The organism is Hungatella effluvii (assembly GCF_003201875.1).
Taxonomy (GTDB): Bacteria; Bacillota; Clostridia; order Lachnospirales; family Lachnospiraceae; genus Hungatella; species Hungatella effluvii.
On sequence record NZ_QJKD01000011.1, the window covers coordinates 54416 to 75490 of the forward strand.

Sequence of the window (21075 nt, forward strand, 5' to 3'; positions counted from 1 at the left end):
GTAACAATGATGACGGTGGAGCAGCGTATGAATTCTAATAAAACACATCACAGAGAGAAGATAGCCATCCTGTTTTTCCTGTTATTTCTTGCCATGACAGGACTAATGGGGCGGCTGTTTTTTCTTATGATTTTCCGATCCGCCCATTACAGTGCCATGGCGGAGGACTTGCATGAAAGAGAGAGAACGATCAAAGCGGCCAGAGGCAATATCGTTGATGCCAATGGAACCGTCATCGCCACCAACAGGACCGTCTGCACCATTTCGGTCATCCACAATCAGATAGAGGAACCAGATCAGGTGGTGGCAGTTTTAAGCAAAGAACTGGGAATCGAGGAAGATTCTGTCAGAAAAAAGGTAGAAAAATACAGTTCCAGGGAGATTATTAAGACCAATGTGGACAAAGCCCTGGGGGACCAGATAAGGACGTACCATCTGGCCGGGGTGAAGGTGGATGAGGACTACAAACGGTACTATCCCTACGACAGCCTGGCCTCCAAGGTGCTGGGATTTACAGGAGGAGATAACCAGGGTATCATAGGTCTGGAGGTTAAGTACGAGGATTACTTAAAGGGGATGAACGGGAAGATTCTGACTATGTCTGACGCGGCGGGCATTGAGATTGAAAATGCGGCAGAGGATCGGATCGAGCCCATCGCCGGGCAGGATCTGCATGTGAGTCTGGACGTAAATATCCAGAAGTACTGCGAGCAGGCGGCGTACCAGGTGATGGAGAAGAAAGGCGCGAAGCGGGTCTCCATCATTGTCATGAACCCGCAGAACGGAGAGATCATGGCTATGGTAAGTGCTCCTGAATTCAACTTAAACGACCCGTTCACGCTTCCGGAGGACCCGGGAAATGTGAGCGCCAAGGAGAAGCAGGAGCTGTTGAACCAGATGTGGCGTAATCCCTGCATCAACGATACTTACGAGCCCGGCTCCACGTTTAAGATCGTGACGGCCGCCGCGGGGCTGGAAGCGGGAGTGGTGAATCTGGAAGACCATTTCTCCTGTCCCGGCTTTCGGATCGTGGAGGACAGGAAGATCCGGTGTCACAAGGTGGGGGGCCATGGTTCCGAGACATTTCTGCAGGGAATGATGAACTCCTGCAACCCGGTTCTGATCGATGTGGGCCAGCGCCTGGGAGTGGATAATTACTACAAGTATTTTGAACAGTTTGGCCTGAAGGGAAAGACGGGAATCGATCTGCCCGGCGAGGCCGCTACCATTATGCATAAGAAAGAGAATATGGGGCTGGTGGAGCTGGCCACGGTCTCCTTCGGCCAGTCGTTCCAGATTACCCCCATGCAGCTGATTACCACGGCTTCGGCCATCGTTAACGGCGGCAACCGGGTGACGCCCCACTTTGGTGTGGGAGCCGTCAGCGCCGACGGCGAGGTGATTCACAACTTTACCTACCCGGTGAAGGAAGGGATCGTCTCTGCGGAAACGAGCGAAACCATGCGCTATATTCTGGAAAAGGTCGTCTCCGAGGGCAGCGGAAAAAAGGCGTATCTGGAAGGGTACCGCATTGGCGGAAAAACGGCCACTTCGGAAAAACTTCCGAGAAGCTTAAAGAAGTACATTTCGTCTTTTATCGGCTTTGCACCGGCGGATAATCCGTCCGTAATCGCCCTGATTACCATCGATGAACCGCAGGGAATCTACTACGGCGGAACCATAGCGGCGCCTGTCATTGCTGACATTTTTAAGAATATTCTGCCTTATCTGGGAATTGAAGCAACAGAGGAAAAAACTGTTTCATCGTTTCGATTCTATAGTTGATTATTCAGGAAAAAAGACGTATACTACTAACTGTGTTACTTTCCGCCGAACGAAGTGAGGGGGATTAACCGCGGCCCTGAAAGTACGAATACATAAAATATTGAGGTGTGACATGATTAACGAGACGATACTGGCGATTATCATAGCGTTTGCCATAAGCGCGATACTGTGCCCTATAGTAATACCATTTCTCCACAGATTAAAATTTGGTCAGCAGGTCCGGGAAGAGGGACCGGAAAGCCATTTGAAAAAGCAGGGCACTCCCACTATGGGCGGTCTGATCATATTGACCAGCATTATCATTACTTCTCTGTTCTACGTGAAGGATTATCCGAAGATCATACCGATTCTGTTCATGACCGTTGGTTTTGGTATCGTTGGTTTTCTGGATGATTATATTAAGATCGTCATGAAACGCTCCGAAGGGCTTAAGCCTTTACAGAAGATAATCGGACAGTTTATCATTACAGGCGTTTTTGCATATTACCTTCTCAACTCCAAGGCAGTGGGAACGAGCATGCTGATTCCATTTACCGGAGGCTTCGAAAATGGCCTCTATATCGACCTCGGGATATTCTTTGTGCCGTTTCTGTTCTTTGTTGTGCTGGGAACCGACAACGGTGTGAATTTTACCGACGGTCTCGACGGACTCTGTACCAGCGTGACGATCCTGGTGGCCACCTTCTTAACTGTGGTGGCCCTGGGGGAGAGAGCGGGGATCAGCCCGATCACGGGCGCGGTCGTAGGCAGCCTCCTGGGCTTTCTGCTGTTTAACGTCTACCCGGCCAGAGTGTTTATGGGAGACACCGGTTCCCTGGCGCTCGGCGGTTTCGTGGCGTCCAGTGCCTACATGATGCAGATGCCCATATTTATCGCGATCATTGGATTCATTTATCTGGTGGAAGTTCTGTCAGATATTATACAAATTACGTATTTTAGAAAAACAGGCGGAAAGAGATTCTTTAAGATGGCGCCGATCCATCACCATTTTGAGATGTGCGGCTGGTCCGAGACCAGGGTTGTTGCCGTTTTCTCTATTGTGACGGCGATTCTCTGCCTGCTGGCATACCTTGGACTGTAAAGAAGGAGAGTAACCTATGAGTCAGAAAATATTAGTTGCAGGGAGCGGAAAGAGTGGAATTGCCGCTTCCAGAATGGCACTCGATACAGAACACGAAGTGATTCTCTACGACAGCAATGAGGCGCTTGACGCGGAGGCGGTCCGGGGACAGTTTAAAGAGGACGAGACAATTGAAGTGCTCCTTGGAGAGCTGACGAAGGAGGCGCTTAAGGACGTGGAACTCTGCGTTATCAGTCCTGGTATCCCGCTTGATGCCCCGTTTGTCGAGGTGCTGAAGGCCTGCGGGGTCCCGATCTGGAGTGAGATCCAGCTTGCATACCATTATGCCAGGGGAAAGCTGGCAGCCATAACGGGGACAAACGGAAAGACGACGACGACCTCTCTGGTCGGGGAGATCATGAGCGCGTACTATAAAGAGGTGTTTGTAGTAGGAAATATCGGAACCCCGTATACGTCCACCGCACTCCGCACGACAGACCAGTCTTATACGGTCGCGGAGATCAGCAGCTTTCAGCTGGAGACCATCACGGATTTTAAACCCGACGTGAGCGCGATCCTGAATATTACGCCGGACCATTTAAACCGCCATAAGACGATGGACTGCTACATAGAGGTAAAGAAAGGGATTGCAAAGAATCAGACGAAGGAGGATGCCTGCATCCTCAATTACGACGATCCGGTTCTGCGGCGATTCGGAGAGACTGTGACCCCGCGCGTCATCTATTTCAGCAGCAGGGAGTTTCTCTCTGAAGGCATCTGCCTGGATGGCGATATGATTGTAAGGAACCACGACGGCGTGCGCATGGAGATCATTAATATCCATGACATGAATCTGCTGGGCCGCCACAACCACGAAAACGTTATGGCGGCGGCTGCCATAACCATGGAGCTGGGAGTGCCGCTTGAGACGATACAGAGCGTGATCAGGGACTTTAAGGCGGTGGAACACCGGATCGAGTTCGTGGCAGAGAAGGCGGGGGTGAAGTACTATAACGATTCCAAGGGAACGAATCCCGACGCGGCGATCCAGGCGGTTAATGCCATGCCTGGCCCCACGATCTTAATCGCGGGAGGCTACGATAAGAATTCCGAGTATGACGAATGGATCAGATCCTTCGGCAAAAAGGTGAGATACATGGTCCTTTTAGGCCAGACGAGAGAGAAAATCGCTGAGTGTGCCGCAAGGCACGGCTTCACCAATGTCATGTATGCGGAAGACATGCAGGAGGCGGTCAGAGTTTGCGCATCCTATGCGAATGCCGGAGAATACGTGTTGTTGTCACCCGCCTGCGCCAGCTGGGGGATGTTTAACAATTACGAGGAACGGGGTGATGTTTTCAAGGAGTGCGTGCGCAGTCTGTAACAGGATGCGGCTATCGCTCACTAAAGTTTTGGCGAGGAGGAATGAGATGGCGGAAAACAGGCCTAACAAGAAGAAAAACAAACCGCGCCGTTTTTATGATTACAGCCTGCTGTTTACGGTGATATTTTTGACCGTGTTCGGTCTGGTTATGATATACAGTTCCAGCTCCTACGCTGCCCAGATAAAGTATGATGATGCGGCCTATTTTATGATGAGACAGGCGAAGATTGCACTGGCCGGATTTGTCATCATGCTGATTATCTCCAAGATGGATTACCACTGGTACGCAAGATTTGCCGTTCTGGCCTACGTCCTTTCCTATGTGCTGATGATTGCCACCGCACTGTTTGGTATCGAGAGAAACGGTAAGAAGCGCTGGCTCGGAGTGGGCGGCGCCTCAATTCAGCCAACAGAGTTTGTAAAGATCGCCCTGATCGTCATGCTGGCATCCATGATCGTGCAGATGGGCAAGAATATCAACGAAAAGAGAGGCGTGCTGCTGGTGATTGTCACCACGCTGCCTATCGCCGGAATAGTAGCAGCCAACAACTTAAGTTCCGGTATTATCATTGCAGGAATCGCGTTTGTCATGCTGTTTGTGGCATGTAAGAAAAAATGGCCGTTTTTTGCCTGCGGATTCGCGGGCGTGGGGGTGCTGGCGTTTGCCGGTCCCATTGCGACCGCCCTGGAGAAGATCGGTCTGTTAAAAGAGTATCAGTTAAGCCGTATCTTCGTCTGGCTGGAGCCGGAGAAATACCCGTCCACCGGCGGCTATCAGGTGCTTCAGGGGTTATACGCCATCGGTTCCGGAGGACTGGTGGGAAGAGGCTTAGGGGAGAGTATCCAGAAGATGGGATTCGTACCCGAGGCGCAGAATGATATGATTTTCTCCATCATCTGTGAGGAACTGGGGCTCTTCGGAGCCGTGTCGGTGATCCTGATCTTTCTGTTCATGATCTACCGGTTTATGCTGATTGCAGACAACGCGCCGGATTTATTCGGTGCCCTGCTGGTCGTAGGTGTCATGGGGCACATTGCGATCCAGGTTATCTTAAATATTGCCGTAGTTACCAACACCATTCCCAACACCGGAATCACGCTTCCCTTTATCAGCTACGGAGGCACGTCGGTTTTGTTCCTGATGATGGAAATGGGCATGGTTTTGAGCGTTTCCAATCAGATACGTCTGGAAAGGTGAAAGTCCCCCTCATTTTATTCGGCGGAATGTGATAACCTTTTTCCCGCTTTTTACATAGGATAGTATATAAGAAGCCACGGGAGGTATCGGATTGTCGGTCATAGAAGTCCAGGGGCTTACGCCCTTAGAAGGTGAGATAAAGATCCAGGGTTCCAAGAATGCCGTTCTGCCCATGATGGCGGCGGCAATTCTTCATAAAGGCACGACAGTGATAGAAAATGTCCCCAGGATACAGGATGTGTTCTGTATGCTGGGGATACTTGACAGTATCGGCTGTAAATGCCGTTTGGAAGGAAACCGGCTGAAGATTGATGCATCCGTAGTTACAGAGACGGAAATACCGAAAGAGTTTGTGAAGAGTATGCGTTCCTCGATCATTGTTTCAGGGCCGCTGTTAGGACGGATGAAGAGAGCCGTTACCAGTTTTCCCGGCGGCTGCTCTATCGGGGAAAGGCCCATTGACCTGCATTTGACGGCGCTTGACGCGCTGGGGGCCCGGGTGGAAGAGGACGGAGAGGAGCTTTTAGTCACGGCCAATGAACTGACGGGAGCCGACATCTACTTCCCGTTTCCCAGCGTGGGAGCGACAGAGAACGCCCTCATGGCCGCCGTGCTGGCGGATGGTGTGACCGTGATTCACGGCGCCGCCAGAGAGCCTGAGATCGAAGAACTGTGCCTGTTTTTAATCGGCATGGGAGCCAGGATCCACGGGGTGGGAAGTTCAACACTGGTCATTGAAGGGGTACTTAGCCTGCATGATTCCATATTTACCGTAACCGGCGACAGGATTGTGGCCGGCACTTATCTTTGTGCGGTCATGGCCGCGGAGGGGTGTGTGACCCTGACGGGAATCCGGCCATCCCATATGGAGGCGGTGCTGCGCTGTGCGGAGGAGATGGGAGCCGCCATACGGAGGTATGACGACCTCATTTCCGTGACCATGACAGGGCGCCCGGCGGATTATTCGGTTGTGACGGGTCCTTATCCGCAGTTTCCGACGGATTTACAGTCGCCGATGATGGCGGTGATGGCCGCCGCTGAGGGAACCGGCCGTATGGAAGAAACTGTATTTGAGGGAAGATTTGGCACTGTAAAAGAATTGCAGAAACTTGGCGCAGATATTATAATAGAGGATAACAGGGCGGAGATCCGCGGGCTGTACCCTTTAACGGGCGCAGTCGTGAGGGCCAGGGATTTACGCGGCGGCGCCGCATTGGTGGTCGCGGGTCTGGCCTCCCGTGGTGTGACGCAGATTACAGACTGCAGCCACATCGAGCGGGGGTATGAAGATATCTGCCGGGATTTAAAGAGCCTTGGCGCTGTGATTAGAGGAATGGAATGATAAGACCAGAAAAAAGCAAACGAAGAATCGTAATCGGAATTGTGGCGGCGGTTATCGTCTTACTGGCGGTAATCTTAATGTCCATCCGGATTACAGAGATTACAGTAACGGGAAATAAACAGTATACCGCCGATGAACTGCGCGGTCTGCTGTTTAAGGATAAGTGGGACCGGAATACGATTTACTGCTTTTACAAAGATCATTTTAAGGAACACGAACAGATTCCGTTTGTAGAAGACTATAAAATCGTATTCCAGAGCCCGACGAGGGTGGAAATCATCGTATACGAGAAGAGCGTGGTCGGATACGTCTCCTATATGGGAAGTTATATGTATTTCGACAAGGACGGTATCATCGTGGAGAGCTCCAGCAATAAGCTCCCGGGAATTCCATGGGTAACAGGACTGAAGTTCGGCCATATCGCCCTGCATCAGCCCCTTCCCGTGGAAAACACCAGGATCTTCGATGAGATCCTGAATCTGACGCAGCTGCTGTCGACGCATGAGATTACGGTGGACAGGATCCAGTACGATACTCACGGCAACGCCAGTTTAATCCTGGGGGACATCACCGTCTATCTCGGAAGCAACGACCAGATGAGCGGCAAGATTTCCGAGCTGAAGGATCAGCTTCCCGTGCTGACCGGCCTTTCTGGGACGCTGTATCTCGATACATATGACGAGGCTGAGACGGCCACATCGTACCGGTTTGTAAAAAATAAATAAAATTTCCATTCAGAACTTATAATTTTGTTGAAAAAGTGGTTGATATTTTCGGTAAAATCAAATATTATATTAGATAGGTCTATAGAGTAAGCTGTTTATGGTTAAAGGAGGATATAATCTTGTTAGAGATTAAGATAAATGAGGCGGATAATGCTGCAAGAATTCTGGTAATCGGTGTGGGCGGTGCCGGAAACAATGCGGTAAACCGTATGATTGATGAGAGTATCGCCGGTGTAGAATTCATCGGAATTAATACAGACAAGCAGGCACTTCAGTTTTGCAAGGCCCCTACGGCTATGCAGATCGGAGAGAAACTGACAAAGGGACTCGGAGCAGGCGCAAAGCCTGAGATCGGTGAGAAGGCTGCCGAGGAGAGTTCTGAGGAACTGGCTCAGGCCATGAAGGGCGCGGACATGGTGTTCGTTACCTGTGGTATGGGCGGCGGAACAGGAACCGGTGCGGCTCCCGTTGTTGCCAAGATTGCAAAAGATATGGGGATTCTGACAGTCGGTGTTGTCACAAAGCCGTTCCGCTTTGAGGCGAAGACACGTATGTCGAATGCGATCGCAGGTATCGAGCGCTTAAAAGAGAGCGTTGATACCTTAATTGTGATTCCTAACGACCGTCTGCTTGAGATTGTGGACAGGCGTACCACCATGCCGGATGCGTTAAAGAAGGCGGATGAAGTCCTTCAGCAGGCAGTACAGGGCATTACAGACTTAATCAACGTTCCAGGCCTGATTAACCTGGATTTCGCCGATGTCCAGACCGTCATGACGGACAAAGGCATCGCACATATCGGTATCGGCAAGGCGAAGGGCGACGAGAAGGCTCTCGATGCCGTGAAGCAGGCCGTATCCAGTCCGCTGCTGGAGACCACCATCGAGGGTGCCTCCCACGTTATCATCAATATTTCCGGCGATATCAGCCTGATCGAGGCCAACGAAGCGGCCAGCTACGTTCAGGAGATGGCAGGAGACGAAGCCAACATCATCTTCGGTGCCATGTATGACGAGACGGCTCAGGATGAAGCCAGCATTACCGTTATTGCTACCGGCCTCGATATGGGGAATGAGACTCCTGTCGGCAAGGTCATGACAAGCTTCGGCGGCAGCGCAACCGGCTATACGAGACCGCAGAAACCGGCGGCACAGCCGGCGCAGAACCAGAATCCTAACCCAAATCAGGAAGCTGCGGCAACCGCACCTGCTTACAATCCGAATTATAACCCGAACTACGGCAATCCAAACTATGGAAACCAGGGATACAATCCAAACTACAACAAGCCAAATTATGGCGGACAGGCCGGTGCACCAGGTGCTTCCCAGGGTGCCGGACAGCCTTACAGACCAACCGTAAACAGAGAAGTTCAGATCAATATTCCGGATTTCTTAAAGAACAAGAGATAAGATGCTGTGCTGCGCCGCGTGGTAACACAGTATTGAATAATGGGGGGTGCTGCAGATAGCCTTAGCAAAGCGCTAGGACTACCTGCAGCACCCCTTGTTTTAAACGGAGGAGATACTTTATGTCGGAAGAAAAGAAAAACCAGGGTGAAGACTGGGAGATGTCGGAAGAGTATTATAAGAGCGGGGAAGGGGAGAAAAAGCTGTCCCTGGAAGATTTTATTACAGAAGAGGATTTACAGACGGATGGGCTGAAGCTTCAGTCCAATCACGACGAGCTCTTAAAGAAGACTGCGGAGGACGTACACCGTGTGATGGAGCTGACTATGCAGGGAAACAACATCGAGAAGATTTCGGAAATGACAGGGCTGGATAGCCAGTATGTATACAATATCCTGGTCTGCGCACAGGGCTTCCGCGAGGACGATGAGATCGCGGTGGCTCATCTCGTGCTTGGATAAGGAGCTGTGAGCTTTATAATACAAAGGAGAAAGAGGGGGAAAATGCGATGAAGAAGAAGATGTGCCCGGTCTGTGACCTTCCTGTGAACGCGGGGAATTACTGTCCGCGCTGCAGAAGGGTGATCAGAAATCCCTATACGCAGAACGTGGATTACTATCTCAATGAGAGACATCCGGAGCATGAGACGGAGTGTGGCTTCCATAATCCATATCTGGAGGCGGATCACCACGGGGAAAGCAGTCATCCTGCCAGCCCGGCTCCAAATAAGCCTGTTCAGAGGCCTTTTTCGGGCGCAGGAACTTCCAATGGAGGCCGGACACAGGGGAGAGCATCCCAGCAGGGACAGACAAGATCATCGGAGCAGGCGGGAACGCCGGGGCAGGTACTGCAGCAGGGCGGAAGCCATCCGATGGGAAACAGGTTTCCAGAGACCGCAGCAGGTTCCGGGGCGTATCGTACAGCCTCAGGCGGTTATGGAGCAGGAAGCCGTCCGACAGGGACCGGAAGTATGAAGCCGGAGGGCAAGAAAAGTAATGTGGGAAAACCCATACTGATCATGGCTGCTGTCGGCCTTGTTACAATTGCCATGGTTACTTTTACAAACTTAGAGAGCTACTTAAGTGATTACCTCAAGGGAGTTGCGGAGACGACAGAGGCATATAATTATGATTATGAATCCGACTTTACGGAGATGAGCGATGAGGAAGTGATGGAAGCGGGTAAACCGTGTATGGCTTACTACCATTTTCCAGTGGATGGTACTTATGTGAGTGAGCAGCTGCTGGCTGCTGTCGAGAATTCTGACTTTGGCTATAAGCTGGAATCCGATGAACTCTATACAGACAATTACTTATATGACGATATATCTTATTTTGAAAGTATCAGAAGTCTCTATCTGGAGGATAGTCTGAGTGAAATGCGGGATGACGAATACACGGACCAGTATATCGACTTGAACTACGACACTGCGACCAATGAACTTCATGATTATAGGACCAGGCTTTACAGCAGCGAAGCCTCCCTTGCCTTTCTGGAGTGCTTCCTGACTGCCACGGAGGAAAGCGGCGGAATCGCGGCGGAAGACCGGAAGGCCGATGAGATTATGGAGGAAGCCAGAGATATTGTGCAGCAGGGGCAGAGCAGCTATATCTATAAAGGGCTGTTTATCATTGAAATTTACAAATACGAGGATGAAGACGCCCTATATGTCTATGTATCGTATAACGATCCTGAGCTGGGCTCGGAGTTGTAGCTCAGGGAGTTCAGTGTATGGAAGAAATGGTGCCGGGTATGATATTTTCTTGACAATATAACCGGATTGTGATATAGTATCATCAATCGTAAGAGGGAGTAGCTTCCAGCCCCGGGGCTGGATAAGATTGCGTCAGAACGATAAAGGAACCTTTATCCGCATACTTATGAAATGTGCAAGACTTTTATTGATAACCAGATGGCTGTCAGTAAAGGTCTTTTTTTATTACATAAGAAAGCATGCTTTATGGGACTTCATAGTCTGCATAAAGGTAACGCGGCCGCGTTTTCCATGCCCTTTACGAGAGAAACCAGAAAACGACAGAAAGAAAGGCGGAGAAAATATGGAAACATTTGATCCCAACAAGAAACCAAAGTTGAAAAAGATAACAGGTCTGCTCAAGAAATCAGGAGTGATAGCGGTGTTGGTGATAGCGATACCTGTCATAGGGATTGGCTCTGTTTATAACATTCAGGAACAGGAGCAGGCGGTGCTTACAACCCTTGGATCGGCGAAGACGGTTGCGGAGCCCGGGCTGCATTTTAAGATTCCGTTTATTCAGCGGGTACAGAAGGTGAATACCACCATACAGGGCGTGGCTATCGGTTACGATCCATCGGATAACCAGTCGGAGGAAGCGGACTCTCTGATGATTACCAGTGATTACAATTTTGTAAATGTGGACTTTTTCGTGGAATATAAGGTGGTGGATCCGGTGAAGGCCGTGTATGCGTCTCAGGACCCATTCACCATTTTGCAGAATATCAGCAGAAGCTGTATCCGTACCGTCATCGGAAGCTACGATGTGGATTCGGTGCTGACGACCGGGAAAAATGAGATACAGTCCAAGGTGAAAGAGATGGTTATGAATAAGCTGGAACAGCATGACGTGGGACTTTCCGTGGTGAACGTCACGATCCAGGATTCCGAACCGCCGACAGTGGAGGTGATGGAGGCGTTTAAGGCTGTGGAGACTGCCAAACAGGGTAAGGAAACGGCGATTAACAATGCAAACAAGTACCGCAATGAAAAGCTTCCCGAGGCTACGGCACAGACGGATAAGATTCTGCAGGAGGCAGAGTCTTCAAAGGTGCAGCGAGTCAACGAGGCTAACGCGGAGGTGGCGAAGTTCAACGCCATGTACGAGGAATACAGCAAAAATCCGGAAGTGACAAGAAAGCGCATGTTCTATGAGGCTATGGAGGACGTGCTGCCGGGAATGAAGGTGATCATCGACGGTACCGGCAAGACGGATACGATCCTGCCTTTAGACAGCTTTACGGGCGCAGCAGGAGCTGCAGCGTCCCAGGGTGCGGGAAATAACGCGACGGGACAGAATTCACTGGGAAACAGTGCAGGAAATGGCGTGGGAAGCAGTGAGGGAGATCGTACAGGAAATGATGGAAAAAGCGGCATGAAGCAGGGCGGATCGGGAACTCAGAGCACGGAAAGCCAGACAGAGCATGGGGCAGAGGAGGCAGCAGAATGAAAAAAACATTGAAAAAAGTGACTGGAACTATTGCAGGACTGGCCGTCATTATAGTATTATTAGGTTCAGTTGTAGTAACGAATGAAAATGAGTATAAGCTGATCCGGCAGTTCGGCCGGGTGGAGCGGGTCATCGATACCGCGGGAGTTACACTGAAGCTTCCGTTTATTCAGACAGCGGACACGCTGCCGAAACAGATCCTCCTGTATGATCTTGCAGCGTCTGACGTGATTACCATGGATAAGAAGACCATGTTAAGCGACAGCTATGTGCTGTGGCGCATTACAGATCCGCTCAAGTTTGCGCAGACGCTCAATTCTTCTGTAGCGAACGCGGAGGGGAGAATCGATACGGTGGTTTATAACTCCGTTAAAAATGTAATCAGCAGCATGAGTCAGAATGAGGTAATCAGCGGCCGGGATGGAGAACTGTCTCAGGCCATTATGACAAATGTCGGCGACAGCATGGCTGAATACGGAATCCAGCTTCTGGCCGTAGAGACAAAGCGGCTGGATCTGCCTGCCGATAATAAGGCGGCGGTTTATGAGCGTATGATTTCGGAGCGCGACAAGATCGCGGCTACCTATACCGCAGAAGGCCAGGCTGAGGCTCAGAAGATCAGAAATACAACAGACCGCGAAATTGCCATCAGCATTTCCGATGCGAAAGCACAGGCGGCGGCCATTACGGCGGATGGTGAGGCCGAGTACATGAGAATTATGGCGGAGGCGTACCGCGATCCGCAGAAGGCTGATTTTTATTCCTACACCAGGTCGCTGGAAGCGGCGCGGGCTTCTCTAAAGGGAGACAGCAATACGCTGATTTTGCCCGCAGATTCGCCGATTGCCCGGATTTTTATGGGGCAGTAAGGGCGGATATTACGAAAGACAGGAGATTTACGATATGAAGATCAAAGACATACTGGGGCAGGGAAAGCCCACGTTATCCTTCGAGGTGTTTCCTCCGAAGACGGAAGATAAGTACGAGTCCGTAGAAAAGGCGGCGGCAGAAATTGCAAAGCTGAATCCGGCCTTTATGAGTGTGACGTATGGAGCAGGAGGCGGTACGAGCCAGTATACGGTGGACATCGCCTCCACCCTGCATCATGAGTACCAGGTGACGGCGCTGGCCCATCTTACGTGCGTTTCCTCCACAAGAGAAAAGGTGCACGAGGTGCTGGAAGAGTTAAAGGCCGCGGGAATTGAGAATGTCCTTGCTCTGCGGGGGGATATCCCGAAGGAAGGGCCTGTGGCATCGGATTACCGTTTTGCCTCGGAGCTGATCCGGGAGATCAAGGCCTGCGGCGATTTCTGCATCGGAGCGGCCTGTTATCCGGAGGGCCATGTGGAATCGGTCAGCAAAACCATCGATATGGACTATCTGAAGCAGAAGGTGGAAGCCGGATGTGACTTTGTGACTACCCAGATGTTCTTTGACAATAATATCTTATATAATTATCTGTACCGGATCCGGGAGAAAGGGATTACGGTGCCTGTCGTGGCGGGAATTATGCCGGTGACGAATGTAAAGCAGATCATCCGCAGCTGCCAGCTCTCAGGAACGTATTTGCCGTCGCGGTTTAAAGCGATTGTGGACCGGTTCGGGGATAATCCGGCGGCTATGAAACAGGCGGGGATCGCCTATGCCACGGAGCAGATTATCGATCTCATTGCCAATGGAGTGGACGCGATTCACGTGTATTCCATGAATAAGCCGGATGTGGCGGCAAAAATAAAGGAGAACCTGTCGGAAATTCTGTAATGAATTGAGAGCGGGTCCCGGTGAGAAGTGGAGTGATATGCATGGAAATTAACCGGAGAGAGATTCGAAGGTATCTGGGATATGGCAGACAGGAAGCGGATGAGAAGGTTTCGAAGCTGATTGAAGAATGTGTGGAGGAGCTGGAGGCGGCAGCGTCGCCGAAAAGCATATACAGAGTATATCCTTTCCTGTTTATGTCGGAAGAAGAACTGGATTTCACGGTGTTTCGGACGAAGAGCCGGAGTCTCAGCCGTAATTTGAAGGACTGCGAACAGGTCATTTTATTTGCCGCTACCCTTGGGGCAGAGGCAGATTCCCTGATCCGTAAGTATACAAAGCTCCAGATGAGCAAGGCAGTGACCATGCAGGCGGCGGCCACAGCCATGATTGAGTCGTACTGTGACGAGGTGAATACGGAACTGAAAGAGTCCTTTGAGAAAAAAGGACTCTTTCTGCGGCCCAGGTTCAGCCCTGGATACGGGGATTTCCCCCTGGAATGCCAGAGGGATATCATCGCCGTTTTAGAGACGGCCAAGAGGATCGGAATTATGCTTACAGACAGCCTTTTGATGACTCCTTCCAAATCCGTGACCGCGGTGATGGGAGTGAGCCCGAAGCCTCACCGCTGTGAGGTGAGGGGCTGTGAATTATGTTCGAAAACAGACTGCGCGTACAGGAGAGGATAAGGGATATGACAGAGTTAATGGAAGAAATCAGGAAGAGAATCGTATTTTTCGACGGCGGTACGGGAAGCCTTCTGCAGGCTAATGGACTGAAGCCGGGAGAACTGCCGGAGACGTGGAATATCCTTCATCCGGAGATTGTGACAAAGCTGCATTACGATTATCTGGAGGCGGGAGCCGACATCATCAAGACAAATACCTTTGGAGCGAACGGGCTTAAATTTAACGATTCCAGTGAATATGGGCTGGAGGAGATTGTGACAGCGGCCATGGAAAATGCGAAGAATGCTGTCGGGAAAGCCGGAAAAAAGGGCTTTATCGCTCTTGATATCGGACCTACGGGAAAGCTTTTGAAGCCGCTTGGTGATTTGGGGTTCGAGGAAGCGTACGGGCTGTTCTCTGACGTCGTTAAAATCGGTGTGCGCGAAGGCGCTGACCTTGTTTTGATAGAAACTATGAGTGACAGCTATGAGGTAAAGGCGGCCGTTCTGGCTGCTAAGGAAAACTGTGATCTTCCGGTTTTTGCCACGATGATCTTTGACAGCAAGGGAAAACTCCTGACTGGAGGCACCGTGGAGTCTACTGTGGCGCTGTTGGAGGGGCTGGGCGTGGATGCCCTGGGAATAAACTGTGGTCTGGGCCCGGTTCAGATGAAAGGGATTTTGGCTGATATCATGAAGGCGGCATCCGTTCCGGTGATTGTTAATCCAAACGCCGGACTTCCGAGGAGTGAAGGCGGTAAGACCGTCTATGATATTGATGCGGATGAGTTTGCAGAGACCATGAGAGAGATCGTGGAGATGGGAGCCTGCATTGTGGGCGGCTGCTGCGGAACGACTCCGGAACATATTCGGAAGACCATTGCACTCTGCAGGGACCTGCCGGCACGTATGCCGGAGAAAAAGAACAGGACAGTCATTTCTTCCTATGCGCAGGCAGTGGTTATCGACAAGAATCCCGTACTCATCGGCGAGCGGATCAATCCGACGGGAAAATCGAAGTTCAAACAGGCGCTCCGGGACCACAATCTGGAATATATTCTGCGTGAGGGTGTGACTCAGCAGGACAACGGAGCGCACGTACTGGACGTGAATGTGGGACTGCCTGAGATCGACGAGGCAGCGATGATGGAAGAGGTGGTGAGGGAGCTGCAGAGCATCATCGACCTTCCTCTTCAGATCGATACTTCTAATATTCAGGCGATGGAACGGGCTCTGCGTGTTTACAACGGCAAGCCTTTGATTAACTCGGTCAATGGCAAGCAGGAAGTGATGGAGGCGGTATTTCCTCTGGTGAAGCGGTATGGCGGTGTTGTAGTTGCGCTGGCGCTTGACGAAGACGGAATTCCAGAGACTGCCGACGGGCGCCTGAGAGTAGCGGAAAAGATCTATGTGAAGGCGGCGGAATACGGGATTGAGAAGAAGGATATCATCATCGATGCACTCTGCATGACGGTCAGCTCAGACAGTAAGGGAGCAATTACCACACTGGAAACGGTGAGGAGAGTGCGGGATGAGCTTGGAGGAAAAACGATTCTGGGCGTCTCCAATATTTCTTTCGGGCTGCCGCAGCGTGAGATTGTCAATGCGGCATTTTTCACTATGGCGCTGCAGAATGGGCTGAACGCAGCGATTATCAATCCGAATTCCGAGGCCATGATGCGTTCCTATTACAGCTTCCGGGTGCTGGCGGATTTAGATCCGCAGTGCAGTGAATATATCAGCGTCTACAGCGGCCAGGTGACGACTTTGGGGCAGACGGTGCGCCAGGGTGGCGGTTCCGGGAAAGCGGACGGGAATGGAACGGTGATGTCTGCTTCGCTTGCGGAGAGCATTGAGAGAGGATTAAAAGAGAGTGCGCATCAGGCGGTTACGGAGCTCTTAAAGACGCTAGAGCCTCTTATTATCATAAATGAGGAAATGATTCCGGCTTTAGACCGTGTCGGGAAAGGTTTTGAGAAGGGCACAGTGTTCCTTCCTCAGCTTTTGATGAGCGCGGAAGCGGCTAAGGCGGCTTTTGAAGTTATTAAGGAGCAACTGGCGAAGTCGGGCAAGGAAGAGGAAAAGAAGGGGAAGATCATTCTTGCGACAGTCAAGGGTGATATTCATGACATTGGAAAGAATATTGTCAAGGTGCTTCTGGAGAACTATGGCTATGATGTCATTGATTTAGGTAAGGACGTGCCTCCGGAGCTGGTGGTGGAGACCGCCGTAGAGCAGGAAGTGAAGCTGGTAGGACTCAGCGCACTGATGACGACTACGGTTCCGAGTATGGAAGAGACCATAAGGCAGCTGCAGAAAGCGGCTCCTGAAACAAAGGTGATGGTGGGAGGCGCAGTTCTGACTGAGGATTATGCAAAGACGATCGGGGCAGACCGGTATTGCAGGGATGCGATGGCTTCTGTGAATTATGCGGAGAGTGTGTTTGCGGTCGAATGAATGGGTAGCGGTAGTGGAGTATGTTAGATGTAAAAAGAACAATGGTTTTTGATAACGACTATTTAATTTGTAGACAACTAGCCTCTTAAAAGGAGGCTGTTGTCTTTTTTCTTCTGTCTTTGTGGGATATAAAATACTTGCAATGGTCGCCCAATAATGCGGTGCTCAAATACTCATGAGGATATTATTAATAAAAATGTAAATAAATTAAATGGGACAGACATTTATTAGGATAGGCTTAAAATTGTATAAATTGACTTATAAAATAAAATATAGTAAACTTATATTGTACAAAATGATAGTAATATATTGCCGGATTAACCTAAACGGAGGTGATTTATGCAAGGATATTATCGCTTTTTAAATCGATGCGATATTACTGATGGTTTTAGGGATGCAAAAAAAGGTTCTTTTTTTGTGGATAAGTCTTTGTTAATTAAAGAAATAAACCAAAAGATTTCAACAAAAGAAAAGTTCATTTGCGTTAGCAGGCCTAGAAGATTTGGGAAAACTACGGCATTGGAGATGCTGGCTTCCTATTATACCAAAGAGGGGAACGCGGACTATCTATTCAATAATCTCAAAATTAAGGAAACTCAAACATATAAAGAACATTTAAATTGCCATAATGTAATTTATATTAATTTTACTGATTATTTTGAACAAGGAACAGTGCCTGAAGGAATTAAAGAATTTACATTTAATTTGCTCGTGGATATGAAAAATAAATATTCTGAAATTCCAGGTACTGATGAAAATTTGATATCTGTTTTTGATAAAATAAGGCAATTATATGGAGATAAATTTATATTTTTGATTGATGAATGGGATTGTGTTTTCAGATTTCATAAAGGAGAAAAAAGAGAGCAGGCTTTATTTTTAAGCTTTCTAAAACACTTTTTTAAAGACAGAAATTACGTTGAATTGGTATATATGACTGGAATTTTGCCAATTAAAAAGTATAATACAGGATCCGCTCTCAATATGTTTAAAGAATATACAATGCTGGATCCTGGTCTAACAGCCCCTTATTTTGGTTTTACGGATCAGGAAATAACTTTGTTATGCGAAAATACGGCTATGGACAAGAAAGAATTGGGGGAATGGTATGGAGGCTATCTGTTATCGGGAGTAGGGAAAATGTATAATCCTTGTTCCGTAAAAGATGCTTTAGAAGGAAAAGAATGCAGCGATTATTGGAATAATACAGGGGGGTATACAGAGTTAGAAGAGTATATTACCATGGATTTTGACGGCCTGATAGAATCTTTGACAAATTTATTTACTGGGAACAGTGAAGCGGTTGGTGTTCTGGGCTTTTTAAACGATTGGGACAGCTTTAGAAGTAAAGATGAGATATTCACAGCATTAATTCATATGGGGTATTTAACTTATAGTAATGGAAAAGTGAGTATACCCAATAAAGAAGTTAGAATTGAGTTTTCTAAGACGATTAAAAAAATGTCATGGGCTACAGTACCAAAGCTTTTAAAACAATCCAAAGATTTGTTGACTGCTGTCTTGAATCAGGAAGAAGCTAAAGTGGCAGATATGTTAGAAGTCGTCCATGACGGAATGCAGGAATTTAAAGAGTACAATAACGAAAATACTTTAAAATGTGTTATTCATTTAGCATTTTATGCTGCTTTAGAAGAATATGATTTGAATTTTGAAGAAAAAACAGGAAAAGGATATGCGGACTGTATTTTACACCCTAAGCGATTGGGGAATCCTGGTATTATTTTAGAATTAAAATATAATGGAACTGTAGAAGAGGCGATCGACCAGATAAAAAATAGGGATTATCCCAGTGTTTTAAAAAATAAAGTAAATAGAGTTTATTTGGTAGGAATTAATTATAAAAAAGATAAGAAAAAACATGAATGTAGGATTGAAATTATGGATTTTTTTAAAGATACATATAAAAAAGGAGGTGATAACGAGTATCTGGCACATATAAGTTCAGATAAGATGAGGGAGCAAACGATCGCCGCCCACTGTCATGGAACCGCACATCTTGCCGGTGATTTTGCCTCTTCTTTCAGCTGTAAGGAATGGGGATACGGCTGTGGCCTGGTCCATGATATCGGAAAATATTCAGACAAATTTCAAAAGCGTCTTTATGGAGGAAGCATCACGGACCATGCGACGGCAGGTGCCCGGGAATTATATAAAAGAAAAAATATGTATGCGGCCTACTGCATTTCTGGCCACCATTCGGGATTGCTGAATGGCGGGACTCGTGCCGATTGCGCAGGAGAAGCTACTTTTATGGGAAGGATGAAAAAGGGGCTTGAAGATTATCATGCTTACGAAGAAGAAATAGAAATTCCTGATTTTCCGGTCCCGCCCCTGCAGCCTTTGGGAGAATTTGGTTTTACTGCCTCGTTTTTCATTCGTATGCTGTTTTCATGTCTGGTTGATGCCGATTATCTGGATACGGAAGGTTTTATGTCTGAAAATCCGGTGCCTCGCGGAACATATGATACAATGAGCAGTCTGTTCCAACGTGTACAGGACTACATAATGCCCTGGCTTACGAATACCGACAGAAATACGGTTAATGGGAGACGAACGGAAATTTTAAAAGCGTGTTTGGAAAAGGGAAAGGAGCCGTCTGGACTCTTTCAATTGACGGTGCCTACTGGCGGAGGCAAGACAGTTTCTTCTCTAGCATTCGCCCTCCGTCATGCTATCCGGCATGACAAGCAGCATATCATTTATGTAATTCCATATACGAGTATTATTGAGCAGAATGCGGCTGTATTTAAGTATATTCTGGGGTGCGAAAACGTTTTGGAAGATCATTGCAATGTGGTATTCGAGAGCGAGGAGGAACTGGTGCGGTCCCAGCTGGCTGCGGAAAATTGGGACAAACCGGTGATCGTAACGACCAATGTTCAATTTTTTGAATCCCTGTTTTCAAATAAAACATCAAAATGCAGAAAACTCCATAATATTGCCAACAGCGTTGTGATCTTTGATGAGGCACAGATGCTGCCGGTACCATATTTGCAGCCATGTATACGGGCAATTACCGAATTGATTGTCAATTATCGCTGCAGCGCAGTATTATGTACCGCAACCCAGCCGTCCTTGCAGCAGTTTTTTCCGGATACTATGAAATGCCAGGAAATATGCCCGGATGTAAAAGGACAGTATGAGTTTTTTAAAAGAACAGATATTCAGGATAAAGGGAACCTATCGGATGAGCAGTTAGCTGCCCTGTTAAGACAGGAAAATCAGGTACTGTGCATTTTAAACAGCAGACGGCAGGTACAAATGATTTACGAGGCGGTAAAAGAAGAGGGAACGTATCATTTATCTACACTGATGTACCCGGAGCACCGAAAGAAGCTGCTGCAGGAAATAAGGGATCGATTGAAAGACGGAAAAACATGCAGGTTGATCGCTACCAGCCTTGTTGAAGCTGGGGTAGATTTTGATTTTCAAACGGTATATAGGGAACTGGCTGGCATCGATTCTGTCATTCAGGCGGCTGGAAGATGCAATCGTGAAGGCAAAAGAAGGAAAGATGACTGCCATACGATGGTATTTACTCTGGAAAAGCCAAAGAATATCCGTCTTCCTTCAGAATTGAAACAGCCTATTGCCGCTGCGGAGCAGACGGCAGAGAAATATGATGACATTGCGTCTCTGGAGGCGATTCATGATTATTTCAAACGCCTGTATTATTATAAGGGCGACAGGGGATTGGATACAAAAGGGATCGTGGATCAATTGGAAAAGGGAGGGCGTACCGGTTTGTTTCCCTTTGCAGATGTTGCAAAAGCGTTTTCTTTAATAGAAGATGGCAGTACAAAAACGATTTTGATTGATCGGGAACCGGAAGCACAGGAGATTGTTGCGCGTATACGCCGTGGTGAACACTCCCGACAGCTTGTCCGGGAGGCGGGCCATTACTGTGTTAACATATATGAACAGGATTTTGAGAAATTAAACGGCGCAGGTAAATTGGAAGCGCTTGAGTTAAAGTTCTATCGTTTGAGAAACTCAGATCAGTACACAGAGGAAATGGGTCTGGTTCTGAATGTTGAAAGAGGGGAGGCGGTTTTCTTATAATTTTGAG

The 21075-nt window shown here is 48.6% G+C and carries 15 protein-coding genes and 1 pseudogene; all 16 read left to right on the top strand.

Annotated elements, in window-relative coordinates; genetic code table 11:
* Positions 1 to 27 precede the first annotated feature (27 nt).
* The 16 genes and pseudogenes from DFR60_RS19495 to cas3 all read left to right on the top strand — a co-directional run bounded on the left by DFR60_RS19495 (position 28) and on the right by cas3 (position 21068).
* Positions 28 to 1785 carry a peptidoglycan D,D-transpeptidase FtsI family protein gene (locus tag DFR60_RS19495; protein WP_110324526.1) on the top strand — a complete coding sequence of 586 codons (1758 nt, stop codon included), beginning with the start codon at positions 28 to 30 and terminating at the stop codon, positions 1783 to 1785.
* A 112-nt stretch (positions 1786 to 1897) separates the two neighbouring features.
* Entirely contained in the window at positions 1898 to 2866 is a 969-nt protein-coding gene (mraY, locus tag DFR60_RS19500; RefSeq protein ID WP_002603395.1) for a phospho-N-acetylmuramoyl-pentapeptide-transferase, read from the top strand.
* Between the two features lie 16 nt (positions 2867 to 2882).
* Positions 2883 to 4229, top strand: a complete 1347-nt coding sequence (gene murD, locus DFR60_RS19505; protein WP_110324395.1) for a UDP-N-acetylmuramoyl-L-alanine--D-glutamate ligase — start codon at positions 2883 to 2885, stop codon at positions 4227 to 4229.
* Between the two features lie 46 nt (positions 4230 to 4275).
* Positions 4276 to 5427 carry an FtsW/RodA/SpoVE family cell cycle protein gene (locus DFR60_RS19510; protein WP_110324396.1) on the top strand — a complete coding sequence of 384 codons (1152 nt, stop codon included), beginning with the start codon at positions 4276 to 4278 and terminating at the stop codon, positions 5425 to 5427.
* 91 nt (positions 5428 to 5518) lie between these two features.
* Complete coding sequence (gene murA / locus DFR60_RS19515; RefSeq protein WP_110324397.1) at positions 5519 to 6769, top strand: UDP-N-acetylglucosamine 1-carboxyvinyltransferase; 1251 nt, start codon at positions 5519 to 5521, stop codon at positions 6767 to 6769.
* Positions 6766 to 7494 carry a cell division protein FtsQ/DivIB gene (locus tag DFR60_RS19520; protein ID WP_110324398.1) on the top strand — a complete coding sequence of 243 codons (729 nt, stop codon included), beginning with the start codon at positions 6766 to 6768 and terminating at the stop codon, positions 7492 to 7494. The genes murA and DFR60_RS19520 overlap by 4 nt, the downstream gene beginning before the upstream one ends.
* Before the next feature lie 119 nt (positions 7495 to 7613).
* Positions 7614 to 8903, top strand: coding sequence for a cell division protein FtsZ (gene ftsZ / locus DFR60_RS19525; protein WP_025531124.1), 1290 nt, complete (start codon positions 7614 to 7616; stop codon positions 8901 to 8903).
* Between the two features lie 119 nt (positions 8904 to 9022).
* Positions 9023 to 9361: a hypothetical protein gene (locus DFR60_RS19530; protein ID WP_110324399.1), complete on the top strand. Its 339-nt coding sequence runs from the start codon at positions 9023 to 9025 to the stop codon at positions 9359 to 9361.
* Between the two features lie 47 nt (positions 9362 to 9408).
* Positions 9409 to 10614 carry a hypothetical protein gene (locus DFR60_RS19535; RefSeq protein ID WP_110324400.1) on the top strand — a complete coding sequence of 402 codons (1206 nt, stop codon included), beginning with the start codon at positions 9409 to 9411 and terminating at the stop codon, positions 10612 to 10614.
* 343 nt (positions 10615 to 10957) lie between these two features.
* The gene (hflK, locus tag DFR60_RS19540) at positions 10958 to 12103 is read left to right on the top strand and encodes an FtsH protease activity modulator HflK (RefSeq protein WP_110324527.1); all 1146 of its coding nucleotides are present in this window, start codon (positions 10958 to 10960) and stop codon (positions 12101 to 12103) included.
* The gene (hflC, locus tag DFR60_RS19545) at positions 12100 to 12972 is read left to right on the top strand and encodes a protease modulator HflC (RefSeq protein WP_110324401.1); all 873 of its coding nucleotides are present in this window, start codon (positions 12100 to 12102) and stop codon (positions 12970 to 12972) included. The genes hflK and hflC overlap by 4 nt, the downstream gene beginning before the upstream one ends.
* 34 nt (positions 12973 to 13006) lie before the next feature.
* On the top strand, positions 13007 to 13864 hold the full coding sequence (gene metF, locus DFR60_RS19550) for a methylenetetrahydrofolate reductase [NAD(P)H] (protein ID WP_025531121.1): 858 nt from the start codon (positions 13007 to 13009) through the stop codon (positions 13862 to 13864).
* Positions 13865 to 13905: 41 nt separating this feature from the next.
* Positions 13906 to 14550, top strand: a complete 645-nt coding sequence (locus tag DFR60_RS19555; RefSeq protein WP_110324402.1) for a vitamin B12 dependent-methionine synthase activation domain-containing protein — start codon at positions 13906 to 13908, stop codon at positions 14548 to 14550.
* A gap of 5 nt (positions 14551 to 14555) precedes the next feature.
* Positions 14556 to 16985 carry a homocysteine S-methyltransferase family protein gene (locus DFR60_RS19560; RefSeq protein ID WP_110324403.1) on the top strand — a complete coding sequence of 810 codons (2430 nt, stop codon included), beginning with the start codon at positions 14556 to 14558 and terminating at the stop codon, positions 16983 to 16985.
* Positions 16986 to 17324: 339 nt separating this feature from the next.
* Positions 17325 to 18851, top strand: a pseudogene (locus tag DFR60_RS31480) (AAA family ATPase); the annotation flags it as partial.
* A 33-nt stretch (positions 18852 to 18884) separates the two neighbouring features.
* A complete protein-coding gene (gene cas3, locus DFR60_RS31485; RefSeq protein ID WP_243005133.1) occupies positions 18885 to 21068 on the top strand; it encodes a CRISPR-associated helicase Cas3' in 2184 nt (727 codons plus the stop codon).
* The last annotated feature ends 7 nt before the right edge of the window (positions 21069 to 21075 follow it).